At 68.4% G+C, this 16,194-nt stretch carries 10 protein-coding genes; 7 read left to right on the top strand and 3 right to left on the bottom strand.

The genetic code is table 11. The annotated features are described in order from the left end of the window. Positions 1–30 precede the first annotated feature (30 nt). The 5 genes from AC06DU_RS05760 to AC06DU_RS05740 are packed head-to-tail and all read left to right on the top strand — an operon-like array spanning position 31 to position 7,763. Positions 31–2,223 (top strand): chondroitinase-B domain-containing protein, encoded by a 2,193-nt coding sequence (locus tag AC06DU_RS05760; protein ID WP_478203770.1) that lies wholly within the window; start codon positions 31–33, stop codon positions 2,221–2,223. Then, positions 2,220–4,463 (top strand): oligoalginate lyase, encoded by a 2,244-nt coding sequence (locus AC06DU_RS05755; protein ID WP_478203769.1) that lies wholly within the window; start codon positions 2,220–2,222, stop codon positions 4,461–4,463. The genes AC06DU_RS05760 and AC06DU_RS05755 overlap by 4 nt, the downstream gene beginning before the upstream one ends. Continuing rightward, entirely contained in the window at positions 4,460–5,761 is a 1,302-nt protein-coding gene (locus AC06DU_RS05750; protein WP_047128293.1) for an MFS transporter, read from the top strand. Before AC06DU_RS05755 ends, AC06DU_RS05750 begins: the two co-directional genes overlap by 4 nt. A gap of 50 nt (positions 5,762–5,811) precedes the next feature. Next, positions 5,812–6,564 carry an SDR family NAD(P)-dependent oxidoreductase gene (locus AC06DU_RS05745; RefSeq protein WP_024938633.1) on the top strand — a complete coding sequence of 251 codons (753 nt, stop codon included), beginning with the start codon at positions 5,812–5,814 and terminating at the stop codon, positions 6,562–6,564. Between the two features lie 35 nt (positions 6,565–6,599). Next, positions 6,600–7,763, top strand: coding sequence for an SGNH/GDSL hydrolase family protein (locus AC06DU_RS05740; RefSeq protein WP_104560783.1), 1,164 nt, complete (start codon positions 6,600–6,602; stop codon positions 7,761–7,763). A 94-nt stretch (positions 7,764–7,857) separates the two neighbouring features. On the opposite strand, the gene AC06DU_RS05735 is transcribed toward AC06DU_RS05740, so the two are convergent. Next, positions 7,858–8,358: a DUF421 domain-containing protein gene (locus AC06DU_RS05735; RefSeq protein WP_047124153.1), complete on the bottom strand. Its 501-nt coding sequence runs from the start codon at positions 8,356–8,358 to the stop codon at positions 7,858–7,860. Positions 8,359–8,531: 173 nt separating this feature from the next. Between AC06DU_RS05735 and AC06DU_RS05730 the strand changes: the two genes are divergently transcribed. Then, on the top strand, positions 8,532–10,814 hold the full coding sequence (locus AC06DU_RS05730) for a glycoside hydrolase family 3 N-terminal domain-containing protein (protein ID WP_478203768.1): 2,283 nt from the start codon (positions 8,532–8,534) through the stop codon (positions 10,812–10,814). A gap of 499 nt (positions 10,815–11,313) precedes the next feature. On the opposite strand, the gene AC06DU_RS05725 is transcribed toward AC06DU_RS05730, so the two are convergent. Next, positions 11,314–13,860 (bottom strand): excinuclease ABC subunit UvrA, encoded by a 2,547-nt coding sequence (locus AC06DU_RS05725; protein WP_478203767.1) that lies wholly within the window; start codon positions 13,858–13,860, stop codon positions 11,314–11,316. A gap of 646 nt (positions 13,861–14,506) precedes the next feature. Further along, the gene (locus AC06DU_RS05720; protein ID WP_016904210.1) at positions 14,507–15,145 is read right to left on the bottom strand and encodes an HD domain-containing protein; all 639 of its coding nucleotides are present in this window, start codon (positions 15,143–15,145) and stop codon (positions 14,507–14,509) included. A gap of 148 nt (positions 15,146–15,293) precedes the next feature. Here AC06DU_RS05720 and AC06DU_RS05715 point away from each other — a divergent pair, with 148 nt between their 5' ends. Further along, positions 15,294–16,040 (top strand): EAL domain-containing protein, encoded by a 747-nt coding sequence (locus AC06DU_RS05715; protein ID WP_024938629.1) that lies wholly within the window; start codon positions 15,294–15,296, stop codon positions 16,038–16,040. Positions 16,041–16,194: the final 154 nt, after the last annotated feature.

Raw genomic sequence — 16,194 nt, 5'->3', positions numbered from 1 at the left:
ACCGACGCGCCAGCGTCCAGGAGCATCCCGATGCGATCCCCCGTCTCCCTTGCCTGCCTGTTGCTGCTGTGTGCGCCCGCCTGGGTCGGCTCGGCCCAGGCCACCTCGTACCTGGTGCACGACCAGAGCGAGTACGCGGTGGCGGCGGCCGCGCTGCGTGCCGGCGATCGCATCGTGCTGGCCGATGGGCAGTGGCGGGATTTCGCCATCGTGCTGCGCGGGCAAGGCACTGCCGAGCAGCCGATCACCCTCACCGCGCAAACGCCGGGCAAGGTGATCATCAGCGGCACCTCCGACCTGCACATGGCCGGCACCTACCTGGTGGTGTCGGACCTGGTGTTCCGCGACGGCCATAGCCCGGGCGATGCGGTGCTGTCGTACCGCATCTCCAGCAAGGAACGCGCGCGCCACAGCCGCATCACCGGCGTGGTGGTGGACGGCTTCAGCAAGCCCACCCGTAGCGACTCGGACAACTGGGTGGCGCTGTACGACAGCGACAACCGTTTCGACCACAACCAGCTGGTCGGCAAGACCAATGCCGGCCCCACCCTGGTGGTGGTGCGCGACGCCACCCAGGGCCTGGACAACCGCCATCGCATCGACCACAACTGGTTCGGGCCACGCCCCAACCTGGGCGCCAATGGCGGCGAGACGCTACGCATCGGCACCAGCAGCGATGCCGACAGCGCCTCCAACTCGGTGGTGGACAACAACTGGTTCGAAGGCTGCGACGGCGAGGTGGAGGTGGTCTCCAACAAGTCCGGCGGCAACACCTACCGTGGCAATGTGTTCAAGCAATCGCGCGGCGCGCTGGTGCTGCGGCACGGCGATGGCAACCTGGTCGAGCGCAACGTGTTCTTCGGCGACGGCAAGGCCAACATCGGCGGCATCCGCGTGATCAACCGCAAGCAGACCGTGCGCCACAACTACCTGGAAAACCTGGCCGGCGATGGCTATTCGTCGGCGCTGAGCATCATGTACGGGGTGCCCAACTCGCCTGCCAACCGCTACGTGCAGGTGGACCAGGCGCGCATCGAGCGCAACACCTTCGTGACCGTCAACCAGCTGTACTTCGGTGCCGGCATGGATGCCGAGCGCACCGCCGCGCCGATCAACAGCCGCTTTGCCGGCAATCTGATCGTGGCCGCCAGCGACCCGGTGCGCGTGCTGGGCGACCTGTCCGGTATTGCCTTCACCAGCAACCTGCAAAGCCCGCTGGCCTCCACCCGCCTGCCCGGCGGCGTCAACAGCCGCCAGGTGACGATGACCCGCGCCAGCACCGGCTTGCTGGTCGCCGACAACGCCACTGGCGTCGGCGCCGACCCGGCGCTGAGTTACATCGCGCGCGCACAGGTGGGCGTGAGCTGGTACCCCAAGCAGGCGGCGCAGGCAGTCGCCGACAGCGGCCGCCGCACCCGCGTGCGGCCGGGGCAGTCCAGCCTGACCGACGCCGTGGCGCAGGCCAGCCCCGGCGACCGCCTGCAACTGGACGCAGGCCGCTACCAGGTCGATGACATCCTCGACGTGGACCGGCCGCTGACGCTGGAAGGCCCGCAACGCGGCCGCGCGCGCATCCGCTTTTCGCAGCCGGCGCTGTTCCAGATCGCGCCCGGCGGCTCGCTCCACCTGGCCCGGCTCGAGATCGATGGCCGCGCCGCACCCGCGCAGCCGGGCAATGCGGTGATCCGCACCGCACCCGGCACAGCGGTGGCGCAGTACCAGCTCACCTTGCGCGACACGCACCTGCATCATCTGGACGCGCAACCCGGCTTCGATGTGATCGCACTCGGCAAGGGCAGCCTGGCCGACAACATCCTGCTGGACCGGCTGCTGGTCGAGGACGTCTCCGGCAGCGTGCTGTCCGCGCACGCCGAGACCGACGACCGTGGCACCTACAACGTCGAACAGGTCACGGTGCAGCAGTCGCAGTTCCACCGCGTCGCCGGGCCGGTGCTGGACCTGTATCGCGGCGGCCGCGACGAAAGCACCTTCGGCCCGGTGCTGCAGGTGAGCGACTCGCACTTCACGCAGGTCGGCCGCAACGCAGGTGCGTCGCTGCGCCTGCACGGCGTGCAGCGCATTGCGCTGCGCAATAACCGCTTCGTCGACAGCGCCGCGATCCTGGCGCAGCACACCACCGGCACACCTCACCTCATCGCCAGCGGCAATCAGTTCGTCGGCACCCCGGCCTTGCACGCCGACGCAGCGGAGCCCCTGCTATGACCCGTTCCACCCGCCTGTTGCTGCTGGTCCTGGTAGGCGCCAGTAGCGCCCTGCCCTGTAGCGCCGCCCCGTCACCCGCGGCCGAACAAGCAGCGCAGCCGCAACCGCGCGCCACCGACGCCGCGCCGGTGCTGGTCACCGCCCAGCAATGGCGCGAGATGGCCAGCGCCGGCGCCAGGCTGCCGGTGTTCGCCCGCGAACAGGCACGCGCAGAAGCCAGCGTGCGCGCGGCGATGCGCGCCGGCGTGGACGTGCCGGTGCCCAGCGATCCCGGCGGCGGCGCCAGCCACGAGCAGCACAAACGCAACTACCAGGCCATCCAGGCCGCCGGCGCGCTGTACCGACTCACCGGCGATCGCGTTTATGCCGACTATGCGCGCGACGTGCTGCTGGCCTACGCGCGCCTGTATCCCACGCTGGGCGCACACCCGGCCGGGCGCGGCCAGGTGCCGGGGCGGCTATTCTGGCAGTCCTTGAACGACTCGGTGTGGCTGGTCTACGCAAGCCAGGGCTACGACGCCATCCGCGACACGCTCAGCGCGCAGGACCGCGCCACCATCGACCGCGACGTGTTCGCGCGCATGGCGCACTTCCTGTGCGACGAGAGCGCCGACAACTTCGACAAGATCCACAACCACGCCACCTGGGCAGTTGCCGCGGTCGGCATGACCGGTTATGTGCTGCGCGACCAGGCGCTGGTGGACAAGGCACTGCGCGGCAGCAGGCGCGATGGCAAGGCCGGCTTCCTGGCGCAGGTGGACCAGCTGTTCTCGCCGGACGGCTACTACGCCGAAGGCCCGTACTACCAACGCTATGCCCTGGCGCCGTTCGTGCTGTTCGCCAATGCGATCGAGCGCAACCAGCCGCAGCAGCACATCTTCCAGCGCCGCGACGGCGTGCTGCTCAAGGCCGTAAACAGCCTGGTGCAGAGCAGCTACGGCGGTTATTTCTTCCCGATCAACGACGCCATCCTCGACAAGGGCCTGGACACCGAAGAACTGGTGGCCGGCATCGGCATCGCCTACGCGCAGACCCACGACGCGCAGCTGCTGTCCATCGCGCAACGCCAGCGCCGCGTGCTGCTCACCCCCGAAGGCCTGGCCGTGGCCACCGCACTCACGCAGGACCGCGCCCAGCCGTTCGCCTTCGGCAGCGTGTTGCTGCGCGATGGCGCACAGGGCGACCAGGGCGCGCTGGCGATCCTGCGCAGCGGCGGCGAAGACGGCCAGACGCTGGTGATGAAGAACACCTCGCAAGGCATGGGCCACGGGCATTTCGACAAGTTGAACTGGCTGTTCTACGACAACGGCCAGCGCGTGGTCACCGACTACGGCGCGGCGCGTTTCTTGAATGTGGAAGCCAAGGCCGGCGGCATCTATCTGCCGGAGAACACCAGCTGGGCCAAGCAGACCGTTGCGCACAACACGCTGGTGGCGAACGAGACCAGCCACTTCAACGGCGACTGGAAGGTGGGCGAGCAACACGCGCCGACGCAGCTGCTGTTCGCCAGCACTGCCGACACCCAGATCGTGTCGGCGCGCATGCAGCAGGCCTACGACGGGGTCAGCTTCACCCGCACCCAGGCGCTGCTGTCGCACCCGCAGCTGCGCCTGCCGGTGGTGGTCGACCTGCTGCGCGTCAACGCCAGCGCTCCGGCACGTTACGACCTGCCGCTGCACTTCAACGGGCAGATCATGCAGGTCGGCTTCACCGCAGAGCGCGCACTGACGCAACGCCCGGTGCTGGGCAAGGCCAACGGCTATCAGCACCTGTGGGTGGATGCCTCCAGCGACGCCAGCACCGACACGCGCAGCCTGAGCTGGCTGCTCGCCGGCCGCTTCTACAGCTACCGCTTCGGCAGCAGCGCGCCGGCGCGTGCCCTGCTGGTGGAGAGCGGAGCCAACGACCCGAACTTCAACCTGCGCCGCGAACCGGCGCTGATCCAGCGCGTGGATGGGCAGGCCAATGTCAGCTTCTTCGGCGTGCTGGAACCGCATGGCGAATACAACGGCACCGCCGAATACGTGCGCGGCGCCAACAGCCGCATCCGCGCCATCGAGCGCGTGCGCGGCGACGATGCCGAGGTGATCGTGCTCACCCTGGTCGGCGGCCAGCGCATCGCGCTGGCGGTGGCCGACGACGCCGATGCACAACGCAGCCACCTGGTGCAGGCCGCCGGTCAGCGCTACAGCTGGCGCGGCGGCTACGCGCGCTTCGATCGCACTGCAGGTGCGCAATGAGCACCGCCTCCACCCGCACGCGCCCCACGGGCAAGCGCTCGGCGGTGCGCTGGCTGATCGTGGCGCTGATCGCGGTGGCCACGGTGATCAACTACATCGACCGCAACGCGCTGGCGGTGATGTGGCCGGCGATCTCGCGCGACATCGGCGCCACCAAGGAAGACTACGCGCTGCTGGTCACCATCTTCATGCTGTTCTATGCCGCCGGGCAGTTCGTGTTCGGGCGGCTGTTCGACATCATCGGCACCCGGCTCGGCTTTGCCCTGTCCATCGCGGTGTGGTCGATCTCCATCGCGCTGCATGCGGTCACCCACTCCATCATGGCGTTCTCGGTGGTGCGCGCGCTGCTGGGCATCAGCGAAGCCGGCGCCTGGCCGGGCGCGGTCAAGGCCAATGCGGAATGGTTTCCCGCGCGCGAGCGTGCATTGGCGCAGGGCATCTTTAATGCCGGCGCCTCCATCGGCGCGATCGTCTCGGCGCCGCTGATCGCGCTGCTGTTCCTGTCGTTCGGCTGGAAAGGCACGTTCGTGCTGATCGGCGTGCTGGGCATGCTGTGGTTGCTGCCGTGGCTGGTGATCTACCGCGCCGGGCCGGACCGGCATCCCTGGGTCGACGCGGCCGAGCGTGCGTTGATCCTGGATGCGCCCGACGCCGGCAGCGCGCCGCCGCCGGCCTACCTGCCCACGCTGCGCCAGCTGATGTCGCACCGGCAAAGCTGGGGGATCGTGCTGGCGCGGTTCTTCCTGGACCCGATCTGGTGGCTGTTCGTGTCGTGGCTGCCGATCTACCTGGCCGAGACCTTCCACTTCGACATCAAGCAGATCGGCGCATTCGCCTGGGTGCCGTTCGTCGGTGCGATGCTGGGCAGCCTGTGCGGCGGCTGGCTGTCCGGGCGCCTGATCGCGGCCGGCTGGAGCGTGGACCGCGCGCGCAAATGGACCATCACCCTGGGCGGGGCCATCATGGCGCCGGCGCTGCTGGGCGCCGTGCAGGCCGCCGACCCGCGCATGGCGGTGCTGACGATTGCCGCCGTGCTGTTCGGCTTCCAGATCGCCATCGGCAATATCCAGACCCTGCCCGGCGATCTGTTCGCCGGCAAATCGGTCGGCTCGCTGGCCGGCATCGGCGGCATGGCCGCGGTGGCCGGCACCTTGATCACCACCTGGCTGGTCCCGGTGATGACCGCAACCTCGTACGCACCGATGTTCATTCTGGTCGCCGCGCTGGTGCCGGCTTCGCTGGCCGCGCTGTGGCTGGTCACCGGCCGCATCCACCGACTCGACGCAGCGGGCACCTGAGCGTGCCCGCTACCTACCCCGCTTTCCCCACACCAACAGGACACACCCGCATGCACTTCCACGACAAGGTCGCCATCGTCACCGGCGGTGGCCGCGATATCGGCCGCGCCATCTCGCTCAAGCTGGCCGCGGCCGGCGCCAAGGTCTGCATCAACTACGCCAACGACGACGCCAGCGCGCGCGACACCCTGGCACAGCTGCAGGCTGCCGGCGGCCAGGGCATCCTGCACCGCGCCGACGTCACCGATGCCACCGCCGTGGCCGGCCTGCTGACCGCCACGCGCACCGCCTTCGGCCAGCACATCGACGTGCTGATCAACGTGGCCGGCGGCATGCTGGCGCGCAAGCCGCTGGCCGACATCGACGAGGCCTTCTTCCATCAGGTGATGGACCTCAACCTCAAATCGGTCTACCTGACCACCCAGGCGGTGGCGCCGCATATGCGCGAAGGCGGTGCGATCGTCAATTTCGCCTCGCTTGCCGGGCGCGATGGCGGCGGGCCGGGCGCGGCCATCTACGCCACCGCCAAGGCGGCGGTGATGACCTTCTCGCGTGCGATGGCCAAGGAACTGGGCCCGCGCGGCATCCGCGTCAACGCATTGTGCTGCGGCATGATCTCCACCCGCTTCCATGACGACTTCACCAAGCCGGAAGTGCGTGCCTTCGTCGCCAATGCCACCCCGCTGCGGCGCGAAGGCCGCCCGGAGGAAGCCGCCGATGCGGCGTTGTACCTGGCATCGGATGCGGCCAGCTTCATCAATGGCGCCAACCTGGACGTCAACGGCGGCGTGTTCTTTTCCTGACCGACAAAGGAGTCCTGCGCATGCGCTGGCGATGGATGATGACTGCGACACTGAGTGTGGTGCTGGCAGGCCCGGCCACGGCGCACCCCGCGCCACGCTGGGTGCCGGCCTGGATCGCTTCGGCAACGCCGGACCGGCTCGACGGCGGTGCCGACACGCCGCTGCAATTTGCCGATGAAACGGTGCGCCAGGACATGCGCCTGGGCAGCGCGGCAGTGGCCCTGCGCGTGCGCATCAGCAACGAGCTGGGCACCGCACCGCTGACCATCGCTGCGGGCACCGCGCGCCTGCTCGGCGGCGGCGGGGGCGCGCAACCGCTGCGCTTTGACGGGCGCGCCAGCGTGACCGTGCCGCCCGGTGGCGTGCTGCTCAGCGACCCGGTGCCGCTGCGTGCACCGGCATTGGGCGAGGTGGCGGTCAGCCTGTATTTCCCCACGCCGGCGCGCCCGGCGGTACGCCGCACGGCGGTGCGGGTGGTCAAGGGCCAGGCCGAGGTGCCGGACAGCAAGGCGTTGGCGTATCGCCAGAACGTCATCTCCGCCCTTTACGTGCAAGCGCCGCACCCACGCCAGACGGTGGTGGTGGCGCTGGGCGATTCGATCACCGAAGGCGCCACCGCCACGCGCGGCGCCAATGGCGATTGGCCGGCCCTGCTGGCCAGGCGGCTGGAGCAGCGTTGCCCCGGCAGCGTGGTGGTGCTCAACGCCGGCATCAGCGGCAACAAGCTGCTCGACGACGGCCGCAGCCCCAGCGCGCTGGCGCGGCTGGATCGCGACGTGCTGGCACTGCCCGGCGTGGACCAGGTGATCCTGTTCGAAGGCATCAACGACATCCGCCACAGCGGTCCGCCGGATGCGATTGCCGGCCGCAATGCCGCCGACATGGTGCTGGGATATCGCCAGATCGTGACCCGGCTGCAGCAACACGGCATCGCCGTGATCGGCGCCACGCTGACCCCGTTCGGCAACTCCGACCGCTACGAACCGGTGGCGGCAGCCACGCGCCAGACGCTCAACGGCTTCATCCGCGACGGGCAGGCATTCGATGCGGTGATCGACTTCGACGCCGCGCTGCGCGACCCGGCCAGGCCGGAGTGGCTACCCGCCGCGCTGACCCGCGACTTCCTGCATCCCAACGATGCCGGTTACCAGCGCATGGCCGAGTCGGTGGACCTGTCGTTGTTCTGCAAGGCCCGCTAATCCGCGGGTCGCCACGCAGTGAAGCGCATGCGCCAGGCTGGCTGCCACGCTGGTGCGGCGGCACCGCCGGCATGCACGCCGGCCTGCCGGCGCGCTAGCGCTTTTTCAGAATGCTGATCTCCCCGGAGGTCTCCAGGATCGCCATGTCGATATCGGCATCGTCGCGGCAATCGGCCTTGCGTTTTGCCACTTCGAAATCGGCGTAGCTGACGTTGTGGCGGACCAGTTCCCTCCAGTAGATCTCACCGCCACGCGCCAGCAGCGCCGGGGTGCCCTGCACCCAGGTATCGATCCGCCGGCTGCGCGCGGTGGCCATGCCCACCAGCCAGTTCAACACCAGCAAGGTGGCCGCCAGGATCATGCCGCCCAGCAGCGAGACGTCCTTGCCGATCAACGAGTTCTGCACCGCGGTTCCCAGCAGCACGATGAGCAGCACGTCGAACGGCGTGGATTGGCCCAGCGCGCGCTTGCCGGTCATGCGCGTCAACAGCAGGACCACGGTATAGACCGCTACCGCACGCAGCACGAACTCCCACCACGGCATGTCCAGGTGCATCATTTCGTAAAAGCGCACGCGTGTTTCCACGTCCAGCATCGTGTGTCCTGACCGCCGTTGATCGATGGCGCACGCTAGTGCGGAAACGGTGAAGGCGCTGTGCTGTCGCCATCGTTGCCGAGACCGCCCGCCCGGCACCCATCGTGCAGCGCATCACGGCTTTTCGCTGGCGATCCGTTAGCGTCTGGCCTGGACAGACGGGGATGGCGGGCATGCGGAAAGGGATCACGCGTCGCGGGTTGCTGCTGGGCACCGCCTCGGCAGCAGTGTTGGCACAGGTACCGCTGGGAGTTGCGCTGCCGCGTCGTGCGGCCGCGGCGCCGGCCTTTATCGATGCGTTGATCGCGCGCATGAGCGTGGAGGAAAAAGCCGGCCAGCTGACGCTGTCCGGTTCGGCGCAGCAGACCGATGCGGCCGCAGCGGCCAATCCGATCAATACCGTGCCCACGGCCGAGGGCCAGCTTGCCGCCGCGCGTGCCGGGCGGGTGGGCGGCATCTTCAATGGCTCCAATGTGCTGTGGCATCAGCAACTGCAACAGGCCGCGCTGCAGAGCCGCCTGCAGATTCCGCTGCTGTTTGCCGCCGATGTGATCCACGGGTTCACCACGGTGTTTCCGGTGCCGCTGGCCGAGGCCGCCAGCTTCGAGCCGGCGCTGGCGCAACGCACCGCGCGTGCGGCCGCATTGGAGGCCAGTGCGGTCGGCATCGACTGGACCTTCGCGCCGATGGTGGATATCGCGCGCGATGCGCGCTGGGGGCGCGGCGTGGAAGGCAGCGGCGAAGACGTGCTGCTCGGCCGGCGTTTTGCGCAGGCCCGCGTGCGCGGCTTCCAGGGCGAGGGCCTGGATCATGCCGATGCACTTGCGGCCTGCCCCAAGCATTTCGCGGCCTATGGCGCCGCCGAGGCGGGGCTGGACTACAACACCGTCGACATCTCAGAGCGCAGCCTGCGCGAAGTCTATTTCCCGCCGTTCCAGGCTGCCTTCGATGCCGGCGCAGTGACCACGATGGTGGCCTTCAACGAGATCGCCGGCATCCCTGCCACCGCCAATCGCTGGTTGCTGGGCGAGGTATTGCGCGGCGAGTGGGACTACCGTGGCCTGGTGGTGTCCGACTACACCGGCGACCTGGAATTGATCGGGCACGGGTTTGCCAGCGATGCGCGCGAGGCGACCAGGCTGGCGTTCCTGGCCGGTGTGGACATCAGCATGCAGAGCGGGCTGTACCTGCAGCATCTGCCGGCACTGGTGGCCGCCGGCGACGTGACGATGGCGCAGCTGGATGCCTCGGTGCGGCGCGTGCTGCAGTTCAAGGCCGAGCTTGGATTGTTCGACAATCCATTCCTGCGCATCGTGCCGGCACGCGCACAGGCGCGGCAGCGGCGCCCGGACAGCCTGGCACTGGCGCGCGAGGCGGCGCGCAAATCCATCGTGCTGCTCAAGAACGATGGCGAGCTGCTGCCACTGAAGACGCAGGGGCAACGCATCGCGCTGATCGGGCCGATGGCACGCAACTGGACCGACAGCGCCGGCCCATGGACGCTGTTCGGCGGCGACGACAGCGGCAACGACCTGGCCACCTCAGTGCGCGCGCGGCTGGGCAACCCGGGCAGCCTGCAGGTGGTGGAAGGCTGCGACTTCGAACATGGCCTGCCCGGCGGCGTGCAGGCGGCCGTCACCGCAGCGGCGTCCGCGGATGTGGCAGTGCTGGCGATCGGCGAGCCGATGCGCTACTCCGGCGAAGCGCAGTCGCGCAGCGAGATCGTCATTCCCGCCGTGCAGCAAGCGCTGCTGGCTGCAGTGGCAGCCACCGGCACACCGGTGGTGGTGGTGCTCAGCAACGGCCGTGCGCTGGTGATCGATGGCCCGGTGCTCAAGGCGCCGGCGATCCTGGTCGGCTGGTTCCTGGGCTCGGCATCGGGCGCCGCGCTGGCGGACATCCTGTTTGGCGCGCACGGTCCGTCCGGGCGCCTGCCGGTGAGTTTTCCGCACACCGCCGGGCAGGTGCCCTACAGCTATGCGCACAAGCCCAGCGGCCGTGCCGACCCGCGCCCGGATGCCTTGCAACCGTTCAAGACCCGCTACCGCACCGCGCCCAATGCCGCGTTGTTTCCGTTCGGACACGGCCTGACCTATGGCCGCATCGAATACGGCGAGTTGCGCTTGAGCGATGCACGCATGGCGGCGGCCGGCAGCCTGCGCATCAGCGCGCGCATCCACAACCGCGGCACGCGCGATGCCGAGGAAGTGGCGCAGCTCTACATCCGCGACCGCAGCGCCAGCATCACCCGCCCGGTGCGCGAGCTGAAGGACTTCCGCAAGCTGGCGGTGCCGGCGGGCGGCAGCGCGGTGGTGGAGTTCGTGCTGCGCCGTGAGGACCTGCTGTTTATCGGCCAGGCATTGAAGCCGACGGTAGAGCCTGGCGTATTCGATCTCTGGGTGGCGCCCTCTGCAGAGGCCGAGGGCGTATCTGCGAGTTTTGAATTGATGGGATGAGCGCCAGCCGCAATCGGAATGGCTCAGCTCAGGGGATGGATATGGGGCGTGTCTCGCTCACGCAGAAGGCATCGCGCCCAGGTTGGCTCGGGAACACATCCCCATTGCGCTCACGCTCTCGGTCGTCTTGAGAGGGGACTGGGTCTTGAGAGATTGGACGGTGCGTCTGCCCCGGTTTTACAGCGGACGATCTGCGGGTCTGCTGCGGGGCCCTTGCCCACCCACCATCGCAGGACACGCCGCAAGTACGTCCCTGTAGGCTCTTACGCGGCATCCATGCCGCGTAAGGTCCCGCGACGGTGGGTGGGCAAGGACCCGTCGAGTTGGTCGGTGTGCGTGGTCAGGAGCGGTGATGCCGTGCCCTGCGATGCGATGCAGTGCGGTCTGATCAGTTCTTCGACGCGAGCAACTCGCTGCCATGCCGACATCGATTCACGCGTCATCGAAGGCGCGTCTGGCCAACATGCTGACGCCATCGCTACAACCTTCGAAAGATTTGTCAGCCGATCGTATTTCCGCGCAACACCTCTGCAAGGAACGGCGCAGTGCGGCTGCCACGCTGCCGCGCAACCGCCTCCGGCGCACCCGCCGCCACGACAGCGCCACCCGCGCCGCCCGCGCCCGGGCCCATGTCCAGCACCCAGTCGCTGCTGGCGGCCACGCGCATGTCGTGCTCGACCACGATCACCGTATTGCCGGCCTCCACCAGGCCTTGCAGCTGACGCATCAAGGTATCCACATCGGCCGGATGCAGGCCGGTAGTCGGCTCGTCCAGCACGTACACGGTGTCGCGCCGCTGCGCGCGTTGCAGCTCGGTGGCCAGCTTGATGCGCTGCGCCTCGCCGCCGGACAGCTCGGTGGCCGGCTGGCCGAGCCGCAGATAGCCCAGCCCCACTTCGCGCAATACCTGCAACGGGCGCAGCACACTGGGGTCGTCGGCAAAGAAGCTGGCGGCCTGGTCCACGGTCATCGCCAACACCTGCGCGATGTTGTGACCCCGCAGCGCGATCTCCAGGGTCTTGGCGTTGTAGCGCGCGCCGTGGCAGCTGGGGCATGGCGCGTACACGCTGGGCATGAACAGCAATTCCACATGCACCGAGCCCTCGCCCTCGCAGGTGGCGCAGCGGCCCTTGGCGACGTTGAACGAAAACTGCCCCGGGTCGTAACGGCGGCGGCGCGCGGCCGGTGTGGCGGCGAACAACTTGCGCACCGGATCGAACAGGCCGGTGTAGGTGGCCAGATTGGAGCGTGGCGTGCGGCCGATCGGTTTCTGGTCCACCCGCACCAGGCGGCGCACCTGGTCGAGCCCGCCGACGATCGCACCACCCAGCGGCACCTGCGTGCCGCGCTCCAGCGGGTCCAGCGCTTCGTCTTCCTCTGCCTGGGTTTGTCCAAGATGGGCGGCCAGCAACTCCACCAATGCCTGGCTCACCAGCGACGACTTGCCCGAGCCGGATACACCGGTCACGGTGGTGAACACACCCAGCGGCAGGTCCACATCCAGCTCGCGCACATTGTTGCGGGTGATGCCGCGCAACTGCAGCCAGCCGGTGGCTGCACGCGCATGGCTGTGCACCTGCGGCGGGGTGCCGAACAGGTAACGGCGCGTGGACGAGGCCTCCACCTGCTCCAGTCCCGCGGGCGGGCCGCTGTACAGCACCTGCCCGCCGTGCACGCCGGCAGCCGGGCCGACGTCGACGATCCAGTCGGCGTGGCGGATCACATCCACTTCGTGTTCGACCACGAATACCGAATTGCCGGCGGCCTTGAGCTGATCCAGCGCGCCCAGCAAGGCCTGCGCATCGGCCGGATGCAGGCCCGCCGATGGCTCGTCCATCACATACACCACGCCGAACAACTGCGAGCGGATCTGCGTGGCCAGCCGCAGCCGTTGCAGCTCGCCCGGCGACAGCGTCGGCGTGCTGCGCTCCAGGCTGAGATAGCCCAGGCCCAGCGCCTGCACCACCTCGATCCGCGCGCGCAGGTCGGCGGCGATGCGTTGCGCGGCGATCGCCTGCTCGGGATGCGTGTCGGCCTGCTTACGCTTGTCAATGCGCTTGCCACCGGCACCTTCCGCAGCCGGGCGCAGCAGGTCGGCCACCTCGTCCAGCGGCCGCCGCGACAGCTCGCCGATGTCCAGGCCGGCGAAGGTCACCGACAGCGCCTCGCGGCGCAGCCGCTTGCCGTCGCACTGCGGGCACAGCGTGCTGATCAGGTACTGCGCCACGCGCTTTTTCATCTGCGCGCTCTGCGTGGTGGCAAAGGTGTGCAGCACGTAGCGCCGCGCACTGGTGAAGGTGCCCATGTAGCTGGGCTCTTCCTTGCGGCGCAGCGCGCGTCTGGCCTCGTCCAGGCTGTAGCCGGCGTACACCGGCACCACCGGTTGCTCGTCGGTGTAGAGGATCCAGTCGCGGGTCTTCTTCGGCAGCTTGTGCCACGGCAGGTCGACGTCGTGGCCCAGCGTGGTGAGGATGTCGCGCTGGTTCTGGCCATGCCAGGCACCGGGCCAGGCGGCAACCGCGCGATCGCGGATGCTCAGCGTGGGATCCAGCACCATGGTCGCCTCGGTCGCATCGTAGATCCGCCCCAGGCCATGGCAGGTGGGGCAGGCCCCGGCCGGGGTATTGGGCGAAAAGCCGTCGGCGTAGATGATGTCCTGCCCCGGCGGGTAGCTGCCCGCACGCGAATACAGCATGCGCAGGGAATTGGAGATGGTGGTGACGCTGCCCACCGACGAGCGCGCACTCGGCGCGCCGCGCGCCTGCTGCAAGGCCACCGCCGGCGGCAGGCCTTCGATGGAATCCACTTCCGGCACGCCGACCTGGTCGATCAGGCGCCGCGCATACGGCGAGATCGAATCCAGGTAACGCCGCTGCGCTTCGGCAAATACGGTACCGAACGCCAGCGACGACTTGCCTGAGCCGGACACCCCGGTGAACACCACCAGCGCGTCGCGCGGGATGTCCACGTCCACGTTCTTGAGGTTGTGCTCGCGCGCACCGCGCACGCGCACCAGGCCGGAGGAAGACGACGCTGCGCTGGACATGAGTGACACACCGACATTCGACAATGCGCCAGCCTACCGCGTGCCGCATACAGCCGGTGTCAGTGTTGACAGCGAGTCCTGCGGTGCTTCAATCAAGCAACCCGCTGATCACCCTGGAATGCATCCGTCGAAGGCGCGGCGCCCTCACCGCTCGCGGGCTATGCCGTAAACCCGTTCGTGGGGGCTAGATGGCGGCATCCATGCCACCACACGGTCCCGCAAGTCGCGAGGACACCGCACAAGACAGTTGCCTGCTGCTTTGTTGAAAACCATGCGCGCCGGCCAACTCAACTGGTCCTTGTCCGCCCACCGTCGCGGGACCTTACGCGGCAGGGATGCCGCGTAAGAGCCTACATGGACGTACTTGCGGCGTGTCCTGCGAGGGTGGGCGGGCAAGGGCCCTGCAGCAAACCCACAGCGTCAAGAGCGCGGCGAGAACACCTCACCAGAAACTCAGTCGGTTGCCTTATCGAAAACCACACACACCGGCCATCTCGACAGGTCCTTGCCCGCCCACCGTCGCGGGACCTTACGCGGCATGGATGCCGCGTAAGAGCCTACACGGACGTACTTGCGGCGTGTCCCGCGACGGTGGGCGGGCAAGGGCCCTGCAGCCAACTCACCAACCAGCCGCTCTACAACGCAATCACCCCAGCGCGTGCGCCGGCACCGGCTGCTCGCCGGTCTCCGCCAGCGCCTGCATGCGCGCCACCACACCACTGAACAGCCGTGCAGTCGCCGCGCCACGCGTGCGGAAGATCTCCTCAAGCTCGCCGTAGTACCACAAGGTGCCGGCGCGCCCGGCGGTGAACACGTTGAAGATGTCCTGCCCCACGTCGGGGTTTTCCAGGTCCTGCACGATGGTGCGCGCGTTATAGAGCTTGTCGCAGCCGGACACCAGCAAGGCGCGCTCGGGCGTGTTGCGCAGGTGCTCCAGGTAGGCCAGCTTGCGCTCGCGCCAATCGCGTTTGCGCGCGCTGGCGGTGTTGTCCACCTCGGCCTTGTCTTCGGCGGTGGCATCGGTGCACGCCATCACGATGTCGGCCACCGCATCGCCGAACTGCGCGCGGATCGAGGCCTCATGACCGCCGCCGCAGTCTTCCACCACATCGTGCAGCAGCCCGGCGATGGCCTGCTCTTCGTCGCCGCCGCATTCCAGCACCAGCGTGGACACGCCCAGCAAATGGCTCAGATACGGAATCTGCGTGCCCTTGCGTACCTGCCCGGCATGGGCGATGCGCGCGTAATCCACGGCCAGGGCGTAACGTTCGGTGAGAGCGGTCATGGGGCGTCCGATGCGGGGAATGGCGCATTATCGCCGAGCCCGGTGACGCCCCAGGTGAGGATGGCGCGAGGATGCGTGTGCAGACTCAATGACGCGCTGTTGCGGCCGATACCGCTAGGCTACCTCCACGCCGCACGATTGCTCAGCCATGCCCACGCTCCCCGTTTGCAACGCCTGCCGCGACGGCCAGGACTTTCCCACCGCCATCACCATGGCGTTCCAGCCGATCGTGGACGTGTCCACCCGCAGCATCTATGCCGGTGAGGCGCTGGTGCGCGGCGTCAACGGCGAATCGGCCGGCAGCATCCTGGCCGCCGTGGATGAGCGCAACCGCTACGCCTTCGACCAGGCCTGCCGCATCAAGGCGATCGAATGCGCCGCGCAGATCGCGCTGCCGGCCCTGTTGTCGATCAACTTCATGCCCAACGCGGTCTACAACCCCGAACACTGCCTGCGCGCCACGCTCTCGGCCACTGCGCAGTACGGCTGGCCGCTGGACGCCATCATCTTCGAGGTCAGCGAACAGGAACACCTGGCCGAGCCGGCGCATCTGCTCGACATCATGCGCACCTACCAGGCGCGCGGCCTGAAGACCGCCATCGACGACTTCGGCGCCGGCTATTCCGGCCTCGGCCTGCTGGCCGATTTCCAGCCGGACCTGCTCAAGCTGGACATCGCCCTGGTGCGCGGCATCGACGCCGACCGCAGCCGCCAGGCCATCGTCCGCCACACCACCCGCATGTGCGAAGAACTCGGCATCGCCGTCATCGCCGAAGGCATCGAACACCCGGACGAATACCGCACCCTGCGCGACATGGGCATCCACCTGCAGCAAGGCTATCTGTTCGCCCGCCCAACAATCGGCGAACTACCGCAGGTGCACTGGCCGGAGTAAGTGGGCGCCACGAAACAAGCGAACCGCCTCCCTCAGCAGACTTGCCATCGCCCCACACAGAATCCCCGCCCGACCAAATCAAACAGCACGCAAGCCGCTTTTACGATTCCCGATTCCCCAATCCCGATTCCCAGCGGCGCCCAACCCCATCCAC

This window comes from Xanthomonas sp. NCPPB 3200 (assembly GCF_056393585.1).
Note: the sequence above shows the minus strand (reverse complement) of the source record. Positions and strands in the feature narration are given on the sequence as shown.

Bases quoted from the DNA above. Each gene is read 5' to 3' on its own strand.
- AC06DU_RS05720 (WP_016904210.1), bottom strand. From the start codon at position 15,145: ATGACCGCTCTCACCGAACGTTACGCCCTGGCCGTGGATTACGCGCGC.
- AC06DU_RS05755 (WP_478203769.1), top strand. From the start codon at position 2,220: ATGACCCGTTCCACCCGCCTGTTGCTGCTGGTCCTGGTAGGCGCCAGT.
- AC06DU_RS05760 (WP_478203770.1), top strand. From the start codon at position 31: ATGCGATCCCCCGTCTCCCTTGCCTGCCTGTTGCTGCTGTGTGCGCCC.
- AC06DU_RS05735 (WP_047124153.1), bottom strand. From the start codon at position 8,358: ATGCTGGACGTGGAAACACGCGTGCGCTTTTACGAAATGATGCACCTG.
- AC06DU_RS05740 (WP_104560783.1), top strand. From the start codon at position 6,600: ATGATGACTGCGACACTGAGTGTGGTGCTGGCAGGCCCGGCCACGGCG.
- AC06DU_RS05750 (WP_047128293.1), top strand. From the start codon at position 4,460: ATGAGCACCGCCTCCACCCGCACGCGCCCCACGGGCAAGCGCTCGGCG.
- AC06DU_RS05745 (WP_024938633.1), top strand. From the start codon at position 5,812: ATGCACTTCCACGACAAGGTCGCCATCGTCACCGGCGGTGGCCGCGAT.
- AC06DU_RS05715 (WP_024938629.1), top strand. From the start codon at position 15,294: ATGCCCACGCTCCCCGTTTGCAACGCCTGCCGCGACGGCCAGGACTTT.
- AC06DU_RS05730 (WP_478203768.1), top strand. From the start codon at position 8,532: ATGCGGAAAGGGATCACGCGTCGCGGGTTGCTGCTGGGCACCGCCTCG.
- AC06DU_RS05725 (WP_478203767.1), bottom strand. From the start codon at position 13,860: ATGTCCAGCGCAGCGTCGTCTTCCTCCGGCCTGGTGCGCGTGCGCGGT.